Source organism: Cyanobium sp. BA20m-14, from assembly GCF_024346295.1.
In genome coordinates this window covers 1-9,090 of record NZ_JAGQCR010000123.1, presented here as the reverse complement: position 1 = coordinate 9,090, position 9,090 = coordinate 1, and the positions used below count along the sequence as shown (strand labels likewise).

At 62.8% G+C, this 9,090-nt stretch carries 10 protein-coding genes and 1 pseudogene; 6 read left to right on the top strand and 5 right to left on the bottom strand.

The window, feature by feature from the left end:
• Together KBZ07_RS11815 and KBZ07_RS11810 are read left to right on the top strand one after the other, a co-directional pair.
• Positions 1 to 268, top strand: a pseudogene (locus KBZ07_RS11815) (dihydrobiliverdin:ferredoxin oxidoreductase); the annotation flags it as partial.
• Positions 265 to 1,056 (top strand): phycoerythrobilin:ferredoxin oxidoreductase, encoded by a 792-nt coding sequence (locus KBZ07_RS11810; protein ID WP_254931800.1) that lies wholly within the window; start codon positions 265 to 267, stop codon positions 1,054 to 1,056. The pseudogene KBZ07_RS11815 and the gene KBZ07_RS11810, both read left to right, overlap by 4 nt.
• A gap of 8 nt (positions 1,057 to 1,064) precedes the next feature.
• Here KBZ07_RS11810 and hemH read toward each other — a convergent pair whose 3' ends face one another.
• On the bottom strand, positions 1,065 to 2,240 hold the full coding sequence (gene hemH / locus KBZ07_RS11805; RefSeq protein ID WP_254931799.1) for a ferrochelatase: 1,176 nt from the start codon (positions 2,238 to 2,240) through the stop codon (positions 1,065 to 1,067).
• Positions 2,241 to 2,976: 736 nt separating this feature from the next.
• Positions 2,977 to 3,894, bottom strand: coding sequence for an NAD-dependent epimerase/dehydratase family protein (locus KBZ07_RS11800; protein ID WP_254931798.1), 918 nt, complete (start codon positions 3,892 to 3,894; stop codon positions 2,977 to 2,979).
• A gap of 134 nt (positions 3,895 to 4,028) precedes the next feature.
• Here KBZ07_RS11800 and KBZ07_RS11795 point away from each other — a divergent pair, with 134 nt between their 5' ends.
• Positions 4,029 to 4,271, top strand: coding sequence for a hypothetical protein (locus KBZ07_RS11795; protein WP_254931797.1), 243 nt, complete (start codon positions 4,029 to 4,031; stop codon positions 4,269 to 4,271).
• Positions 4,272 to 4,298: 27 nt separating this feature from the next.
• Here KBZ07_RS11795 and KBZ07_RS11790 read toward each other — a convergent pair whose 3' ends face one another.
• Complete coding sequence (locus KBZ07_RS11790; protein ID WP_254931796.1) at positions 4,299 to 5,018, bottom strand: heme oxygenase (biliverdin-producing); 720 nt, start codon at positions 5,016 to 5,018, stop codon at positions 4,299 to 4,301.
• Between the two features lie 298 nt (positions 5,019 to 5,316).
• Between KBZ07_RS11790 and KBZ07_RS11785 the strand changes: the two genes are divergently transcribed.
• The 3 genes from KBZ07_RS11785 to KBZ07_RS11775 are packed head-to-tail and all read left to right on the top strand — an operon-like array spanning position 5,317 to position 7,258.
• Positions 5,317 to 6,144 carry a HEAT repeat domain-containing protein gene (locus KBZ07_RS11785; protein ID WP_254931795.1) on the top strand — a complete coding sequence of 276 codons (828 nt, stop codon included), beginning with the start codon at positions 5,317 to 5,319 and terminating at the stop codon, positions 6,142 to 6,144.
• 14 nt (positions 6,145 to 6,158) lie between these two features.
• Complete coding sequence (locus KBZ07_RS11780) at positions 6,159 to 6,785, top strand: HEAT repeat domain-containing protein (RefSeq protein WP_254931794.1); 627 nt, start codon at positions 6,159 to 6,161, stop codon at positions 6,783 to 6,785.
• The gene (locus KBZ07_RS11775) at positions 6,782 to 7,258 is read left to right on the top strand and encodes a low molecular weight protein-tyrosine-phosphatase (RefSeq protein WP_254931793.1); all 477 of its coding nucleotides are present in this window, start codon (positions 6,782 to 6,784) and stop codon (positions 7,256 to 7,258) included. The genes KBZ07_RS11780 and KBZ07_RS11775 overlap by 4 nt, the downstream gene beginning before the upstream one ends.
• A 12-nt stretch (positions 7,259 to 7,270) precedes the next feature.
• Here KBZ07_RS11775 and KBZ07_RS11770 read toward each other — a convergent pair whose 3' ends face one another.
• Both KBZ07_RS11770 and KBZ07_RS11765 read right to left on the bottom strand, forming a co-directional pair.
• On the bottom strand, positions 7,271 to 8,827 hold the full coding sequence (locus tag KBZ07_RS11770; RefSeq protein ID WP_254931792.1) for a bifunctional pantoate--beta-alanine ligase/(d)CMP kinase: 1,557 nt from the start codon (positions 8,825 to 8,827) through the stop codon (positions 7,271 to 7,273).
• Between the two features lie 81 nt (positions 8,828 to 8,908).
• The coding region (locus KBZ07_RS11765) for a septal ring lytic transglycosylase RlpA family protein (RefSeq protein WP_254931791.1) at positions 8,909 to 9,090 on the bottom strand (182 nt) is incomplete at its 5' end.

Genomic DNA, 9,090 nt, shown 5'->3' with positions numbered 1-9,090 from the left:
GTTCTGCCGTGGGGGAGCTGAGGAGGCGCAGGAATCGTTGCCTAGGGCTTTCACTGCCTTTCTCGACTGCTACTGGCAGCTCAGTGCAGAAGCGGGCCAACGCACCTCCATAGTTACAGCAGAAAGGGTTAGGAGCCTGCAAGAGGCATACGATGTCTACAGCGCCGAAAGAGATCCGGCTCACGGCCTGTTTAGCAGCCATTTCGGTAAGGCCTGGTCGGATCGCTTCCTGCACGAGTTCCTCTTCCCCTCTAGCAAGCAGCAATGACAGCACCGCAAAGATGCAGTCTTGATCAGGTCAGAATCGCCAATTGGCGTTGGCAGCCCTTTCTTGATCATGCAGTCGAATTGCTTCAAGCGTTGGAGCCAGCCGCCTACCCCGTGCCGGAGCAGTTTCTGCAAAAAATCGGATCCACCGGTTCGAAGGCACATCCGGTAGTTGTGCAAACTGCAACCTGGGCCTGTCAAACCAACAAGCTTCGCCAGGTGAGGGCCGCCTGCGTGGAAGCGGGGCCAGCAGCGTCCGTGCTGAACCTAGTTATCAATCCCCACTGCCGTTTTGATCTGCCTTTCTTCGGAGCCGATTTGGTCACGCTGCCCTCAGGCCATCTGCTAGCCCTTGACCTGCAGCCAGTCGACCGCAGCGATTCCCTCCATACCCAACCTGTCTGGGATCGCTTGCTCCCAATTTTTAACAGCTGGAAACCTCACTTACCCGATGGCGGGCCTATTCCTGCCGAAGCGGAACCTTACTTTTCGCCTGCATTTCTCTGGACCCGCCTGCCTTTGGGAGCAGCCTCCGATGAGCTGATCGCCACCGTTATATTTCAAGCCTTTGCTGAGTACTTAAAACTTTATTTACAACTCGTGCATGAAGCGGCTCCCGTAGCAGATGATCGCTCAGCGATATTGCTCAATGGCCAACGGCGCTACACCAGCTACCGGGCAGAGAAAGACCCGGCAAGAGGGATGCTCAGTCGCTTTCATGGCGCAGAATGGACCGAAACATATATCCATGAGGTGTTGTTTGATCTGGATAGACACTACCCTGAGTAAAAAGGAAATCACAGCAAGCCGAGGGCATGAAGAGGCCCATTGCCCCTGATCAGCTCCACTAGAAAAGCGGAGAGTCCGAGCATAGCTAAGCGGCCATTCCACACTTCTGAGCTGTTGTTCCAGCCCCAAGACCACTTATCTTGGGGGTATAGCTTGACAGTGCTGGGCAGAGCGGCCGCCTGGTCAAGATTCACTTCGGGCCCTTCCAGGGCATGTTGAACGAGTCGCGCAAGCCCCTGGATGAACGCAGGGTTGGTGTCGAGCGCAGGAACACGGCGAAAATTAGTGATGCCCGACTCGAAAGCCAGCTTGCGGTACTCGATGTCGATCTCTTCGAGGGTCTCGATGTGTTCGCTCACAAAACTGATCGGCACAACTACCAGATCCTTCACACCCTGCTGTCCCAGCTCCTCCAATGCCTCGTCGGTGTAGGGCTTAAGCCACTCCACAGGGCCCACCCTGCTCTGGTACGCAAGGGTGAAAGAGTTGCTGTAGCCCAATGTGGCCTCCAGATTCTCGATGATCAGCCGTGCGCAGGTCTCGATCTCCCCTTGGTATGGATCTCCCGCTTCCTCCACGTAGCTCCTGGGCACGCCGTGGGCACTGAAGAACACGTGGGCGCCGGCAGGGTCTGGGCAGGCCTGGATCTCGCGCGCTATCAGCCCGGCCATGGCGCCGATGTAGCCCCGGTCATCGTAATAGCTGCGGATGCATCGGATCGGCAAAGCTGCAAAAACAGAATCAGACTGGCGAAGACGCTGAAGCTCCCTGAAGCTGGAGCCGCTGGTGCTAATCGAGAATTGGGGGTAAAGAGGCAGCACCACTACCTCATCCACGGCGTCGGCTTTGATGTCTGCCACCGCCGATTCGGTGAAGGGGTGCCAGTAGCGCATTGCCACGTAGGTGGTGGCCTCGATCCCAAGCAGGCGGAGGCTACTCTGCAACTCACGGGCCTGCTGCCCAGTGATTCGCCGCAGTGGTGAACCGCCCCCAATGGAGCGATAAGCATCCTGCGACTTACTCGCCCGCAGGCTACTGATCAGCCAGGCCAGTGGTTTCTGCAGGGCCGGGTTGGGTAGCCGGATGATTTCTGGATCCGAGAACAGGTTGTAGAGAAAAGGGCCGACGTCCTGGATGCGCTCCGGACCCCCGAGGTTCAGCAGGAGCACGCCTACCTTGGCCATTGCTTGGCGATCATGGGGCCAAACGACACCTTAGGTCTACAACTGCTGGCAAATGCACTCGCTCGGTTAAATAAGAAACGTTTAGGGCCCTGCCCTCACATCGAAGTGGATCAAGACCCTCCCCCACCCCGGGGATCTTTCACCACCACCTCGCTGTGGGGTGGGCTGGAGCTCAGCCTTGGCGGCGGTTTTGCCCCCACTGGTACAGCTCCGCCAGCAGCAGCGGGGCGCTGCCTCCGGGCCACCATGAACTTTTCGCTGGGTCTCCTCTGATCACATGAAGTGAACTTCTTCAGCGTGCGGAGTCGTTCGATGCTGGTGGCTAGCGCTTTACCAGGCAGCAGCCGATGGGCCAATGCCTCTGGAAGCCATCGCAACCACACCAATTCGCTGCCAACGAGTTAAGCCTGACCCCGAATGCGAGGGTTCAGTTGCTGGAGGTGGTATTCAAGACTGGTCTCGAGCTGGCATCAGTGGCATCAGTAACAAAACCCGCGTGCTGTGCCGGGGAAACGCATCATCAGATCAGCAGTTACCGTCAATCTGCGGCGAATGGTTTGTCAAGAATGAATAGATAGTCTGTTTGCAGATAATTTAATCTGCAGCCTGCCGGGAACTTGCCAAAGTATTCATTTAAGATCCAATTCGACTGCTTACCAGATTATCAAAACTTTGCGCAGCTGGCAGTATGGTTTGACGCTAATCACAACCCCTTGGGCTGGATAGAGCGCCGCCATCAGCCCAGCATGCAGGGATGAGCAAAGCTGAAGCCAAGCTGTTTCAGCTTCGCATTGCTAACCCGCGCATTGAGGATTCGATCGCTGGTGTCTCTGGTCAACCACTTGGCTAGTGGCAGGCCAGCGCGCTCACACAGCCGATCTGTGAGCTCCTGGCCGTTGCACTGGGTGTCGTTGACCAGGTTGTACGTGTCATCCAGACCTTGGTCAAAGGCAAAGTTGATGCCCCGAACGATGTCGTCGCGGTGAATCCAGCACGGCACATTCAGGCCATTGCGCTGCACCAGGCCGCCAGCGGCACTGAGCAACATGCCCGGAATATCGCGGCCAGGCCCGTATATGCCACCGAGGCGCAACACGCAGACCTTAATAGACTCTGAACGAACCGAAGCAACCATCTGCTCTGCCCTCACGAGCACGGAATTCACGGGATGATTCGAATCGGTTGGATCGCCCTCACTTGTGAGCGCTCCCTGCCGATTGCCATACACGCCACAGCTGCTGAGGTGCACAAGCTGCAGGGGCGAGCCGACAGGCCGCCTGCTTAGCGTTTCGATCAGCCGTTGCAGGCCGCCAAGAAAGGTCTGCTCGTATTGGCTCAGCTCAACACTGGAACTCTTCGACGGAGCGAAGGACACCAAAATGCCTTCGAGATCTGCTGCGAAATCCAGGCTGCTGAAGGGGTCCGTGGAATCAATAACCAACGGGTTCTCGACTAGGCCTGCCAGCTCTACCAAGCGTTCACGCCGGGTTGTAGTCCCCCAAAGTGCATGCCCCTGCTGCTTCCAGGATTTGGCAACCGCTTCGCCCACATAGCCGCAACCCAGGATCGCGCGACGCTCACCCGAGGGCAGGATGGGGCGCTCCTGGAGCGACAGCCGCTGGTAGAGGGAGGCCAGGTCTGGGGTAGAAGTCATCGTGCAAAACCCAACCATGAAGTTTTGCAACCTTAGGGCGGCCGGATGGGGGGTTGCGTTGTTGTGGCTACGGATCGGGGGACCCCGGCTTCCTGCTCGGTTCTTATGGGAGGCTGGACTGTCGCCTTAAGCCCATGCCCGTCTATTGCGTCGAAGTGCCTGGGCTGCCGCCCCTGTCCGTCAGTTGCGTCGGCTGCAGCGGGGATGCTTTGCAATTGGCACTGCGGGAGCAGGGACTGGCCAACTTCCGTGTGGAGCGGCGGAGCAAGGACGGTCGCCAGTGGTGGTTTCAGGTCAATTTCAAGCCAGGGAGCATCGACCCAGCTACTACAGAAGAGCTCACCAGGCTGGTGAGCGTTGATCTCATCGAGGACTGATAGTTCCGAACCAGGCGCCGCTGATCTTCAGGCCGCCACCACCTCGGTGCTGCCGGCCCGCTGGCGGCGAGTGAGGAAGCCAAAGAGCACCTTGCCGATGGCGGCGATAAGGCTGCCCTCCAGCTCCTGGAACATCTTCATGTTCAGATGGAAGGCGTGGTTGGCCTCCTCCACAATCCGATCGGCCATGGCCTGGTCGAGCGGCAGGCCATCAAGGGTGGCGCGGTAGTTGATCTTGAAGGCCTTCTCGTCGGGGATGGCGTCGAACTCATAAAAACGCAGGCCATCGTGCTCGCCCAGATTCATCGCCTTCTGGGCGATGTTCTTGAGGATCTGACCGCCGCTCAGATCGCCGATATATCGGGTGTAGTGGTGACCCACCAGCAGCTCGGGGGCCTCCTTGGCCAACTGATGCAAGCGAGCCGCATACTCCTGAGCGGCAGGCGTGGCCTTCACTGCACTGCGCCAGCTTTCACCGAAGTAATAGGCGAGATCCTGCTCGAGGGGTTCGCAGCGGTTCAGCTCCGGGAAGCCCACCGGGCCGACCACCGGATGCCCCTCGGCCCGCAGGCGCCCGATCTCCTCTTCCATGGCGGAGTAGACGAAATAAAGGTCGGCCACCAGGGTGCGGTAGCTGGCCTTATCCACCACCCCCTTGAGGAAGCAGCTCACGAAGCCGGTGTTCTCCGCCATCGTGTGGGCTTTTTTGGTGCCTTCACGCAGTTGGGAGGCGAGAGCAACAGCCATAGGTACCAGTCTCAAGAACATGTGTGCCGGCAGCAACTTAGTGGGGGCACCCTGAATTGGTTTGCCCCTTTGCGAAGAGTTCACGACTGGCCTGGTAGGGCCGCCATTCGCATTGGTCCTGCGGCTGAGTCGATGCTTTGTAAGTCCCTTTTATGTGATTGCGGTGCCTGCCTGGCTGACTCCCACTCATTGAGAGCCGGGCTTAAGCGGACCTGCCGGAATAATGCCCAAACTGAAATTTCGAACCAGCCCCGGGGCTGGCAACATCACCAGGAGCCCGTGTCTCACGACAGCACCCATGGTCGACGCCGACGCCAGCCCCCCCCAGGCAGGCGAACCCATCAGTGAGCAAGAAGCCCTGCGCCGGCTCCGCCAGAGCGAAGACTCCTCCCAGCAGTACTACGGAGCCTGGTGGCTGGGCCGGATGCGCAGCCAGCACCCGGAGGCGGTGCCCCTGTTGCAACAAGCCCTGCGCCAACGCCGGCCTAGGGATAGCGGAGACGGCGTGGAGGAGAACGCGGTAGCCCGCAATGCCGCCCGCGCCCTCGGCAAACTGGCTCCAGCAGCGCAAACGGCCATCCCCGACCTACTCGACACCCTGCAGGATGCCGACGACGGACTACGGGAAGCGGCAGCCCGAGCCCTGGGTCAACTCGCGGCTAGCGAAGCCATTGAGGCTCTCTGCGAGAAGCTAGCCAGCGGCCCCGCCGGGGCCGGCGCCCAGCAGGCCAACAGCCCCCGCCTGGTGGAACCCTGCGAAGCCCTGCTGGAAGCCCTGGGCGACATCGGCGTCAACGAGCCGCGGGTGCTGGCCGTGGTGAAACCCTTCCTCGAACACGAGCGCCCCCTGATCCGCAGTGCTGCGGCGCGGACCCTGCTGCAATTGAGCGGAGAGGCGCGCTGGGGGGAGCTGCTTGTGGACCTACTTGACCATCCCCAGCTGCAGGTGCGGCGGGCAGCCCTGATGGATCTTGGTGCCGCAGGCTGGCGGCCCGGATTTCAAGCCATTGCCGCCACCCTGGCCGAGAACAGTCTGAAATTGATGGCCCTGCGGGGGCTGGTGGAACAGGGCAACGGCGACCCCGGCGACGAGGCCCTGCTGGCCTGCATGGACGCCTTGCTGTGAGCCAGGTATCTCCGGTGGCCGAGAAGATTACCGCCTTGCAACAGGCCGACAGCGCCCAAGACCTGCTGCGTGCAACCCAGGAACTGGCCGCTAGCGCCGATGCCAGCGCAGCGCCGGTGCTGGTGGAAGTGTTGGGCTTCAACAACCCCGGTGCGGCAGTAGCCGCCGTGGAGGGGCTGATCAGCCTGGGGACAGCGGCTGTGGATGCCCTATTGCAGCTCGACCCAGAAAACTACGGGGCCCGGGCCTGGGCCGTGCGGGCCCTCGCCGGCATCGGCGATGTGCGCGGGCTAGAGCTGCTTCTCGATGCCCTCGGCAGCGACGTAGCCGCCAGCGTGCGCCGGGCTGCCGCCAAGGGACTTGGCCAGATGCAGCTGGCCGAGCTCCCCCCTGACCAACAGCAGGTCGTCCAGCGCCAGTGCCTAGGAGCCCTACTTGCCGCCACCAGCGACGGCGAGTGGGTGGTGCGCTACGCGGTGGCTGTGGGGCTGGAGTTGCTGGCAGCTGGCCTTCCACCCCACCTACCGGAATGGCAGCAGGCCCGAGCTGGGCTGGTCACCCTGTTGGCTGCGGCCGCAGACAACGCTCCGGTGGTGCAACGGCGCGCGCACCTGGCGCTCCTGCGTCTGGAGCAGCAATGAAGCGGGTGCTGTTTGTCTGCCTGGGCAATATCTGTCGCTCCCCCGCCGCCGAAGGGGTGTTCGTACACCACCTGATCCAGGCTGGAGCGGCGGACCGTTTCCTGGTGGATTCGGCCGGTACGGGGAGCTGGCATGTGGGCAGGGCCGCCGATCCACGCATGCGCGCAGCCGCCAGCCGCCGCGGTATTGCCCTCACCAGCCGGGCCCGCCAGCTGGAGCTAGCAGACCTCGAGCGCTTTGATCACATCCTCACCATGGATGCCACCAACCTGGCCCACGTGCAAACCCTGGCCCAAGAGCGCAGGGGCGGGCCTGGGGGCCAGGCCCGCATCGAACCCCTGGTGCGCTACTGCAGCCGATTCAAGGTTCTGGAGGTGCCCGATCCCTATTACGGCGGCGCCGATGGGTTTGAGCACGTGCTCGACCTGCTGGACGACGCCTGCGCCGGCCTGCTGCAGGCCCTAGACGTCTAAGCGACTAAACCACTAGGCGCCGTCAGCGGCCGGCCAGGCCTCCTCCGGAACCCGCTGGCGGAACAGGTCCACCAGGGCCTGGATCACCGCCTCGATGGCCATGCCGTCCGTGACGAGCTCCACCGCATCCTCGGCCTGACACAGCGGCGCCACCTCCCGGCTCGAATCCTGGTGATCGCGGGCAGCTATCTGGGCCTCCAGCTCAGCCAGCGGGGGCACCGCAAAACCCCGCTGCTGCAGGTCTTGGGCGCGGCGGCGGGCCCGCTCACCAACGGTGGCCGTGAGAAACACCTTGAGCTCCGCAGCGGGGAAAACGGCGGTGCCGATGTCGCGGCCCTCGGCCACCAGCCCCCCCTTGCGCCCCATGGCCTGCTGCTGGGCCGTCAGGGCCTGGCGCACCCAGCCATGGGCTGCCACCGCCGACACCTGGGCCGTGACCTCCGGGCTGCGGATCGCCTCGGTCACGTCGTGGCCGTTGATGCTCACCAGCTGCTGGCCATCGGCGCCGGCACTGAGCTGCAGATCCAGGCCATCCAAAAGGGGCTCCACTGCCGCCGCATTGGTCGGGTCGGCACCCTGGCGCAGCACCCACCAGGTGAGGGCCCGATACATCGCACCCGTATCTAGATAGACAAGACCCATGCGCCTGGCGAAGGCCCGGGTGACGGTGCTCTTGCCCGCCCCCGCTGGTCCATCAATGGCGACGATCGGCAGACGAGACATCAGCAAACAATGGTCGATCAGGCGGCTGGGACCGCAGTGCACTGCGGCGGCGAGCAGGGCCAGGCCCTGCACTTGCTGCAGTGGCTCCAGGCTATGGGGCGCCACCAACTCCGCATACTCCACCTCCAGGCCCGCCGCCTCCAGCTGCTGGATCAGCTGGGCGGTCAGCGCCTGGGCCCGATGGGTTCCAGTGCGCACCTGGGCCGCTGCCGCGGCCAGGGCCAGCGGCAGGGCCGCGGCCTGCTGGCGCTGGGAGGGGGAAAGGCGCCGGTTGCGGGAACTGCAGGCCAGTCCATCGGCCTCCCGCACGGTCGGGCACCCCCGTATCCGCACCGGCAGGCCCAGATCCGCCACCACCCGCCGCAGGATCACCAGTTGCTGCCAATCCTTTTCGCCGAGCAGCAGGCAATCGGGGCGCACCAGGCTCAGCAGGCGGATCACCACGGTGGCCACCCCCTCAAAGTGGTGGGGCCGGTGGCGGCCGCAGAGGCCCTCACTCAGAAACTGGGGGGGCAAGATCCGGGTCAGGCCGGTATCGCCCCGGGGATAGATCTCGGCCACGCTGGGGGCAAACAGCGCGGTGGCACCAGCTGCGGCGGCCAGGGCCGCATCGGCGCTGAGCTCGCGGGGATAGGCCTGGAAGTCTTCCCCGGGGCCAAATTGAAGGGGATTGACGAAGATGCTCACCAGCACCGCTGGAGCCGCGCCAGCCAGGGGCTGGGCAGCCCGGATGATCAGCTGCCGGTGCCCCCCATGCAGGGCCCCCATGGTGGGAACGAAATGGACCGGGCCAGGCTGCTGGCGCCGCCAGGCGGCCAGGTCTTCGCGGGTGTGGAGCAGAAGCACGGGGAGACGGCGAACCGGCAATAAAAAACCCACCCGCCAGATTGGCGGATGGGCGAGGGGCTCATGGCCGCCCAGCTCAGCTCACTGGAGTACGTCAAGACGTACTTGGGCAATGCCGCTGGCCGTGAGACCGAGGCTGTGGGCGGCGCCATGGGCCAAGTCGATGACCCGGTTGCCATGGAAGGGACCGCGATCGTTGATGCGCACCACGGTGGTGCGGCCATTCCACAGGTTGGTGACCTTCACCTTGGTGCCGAAGGGAA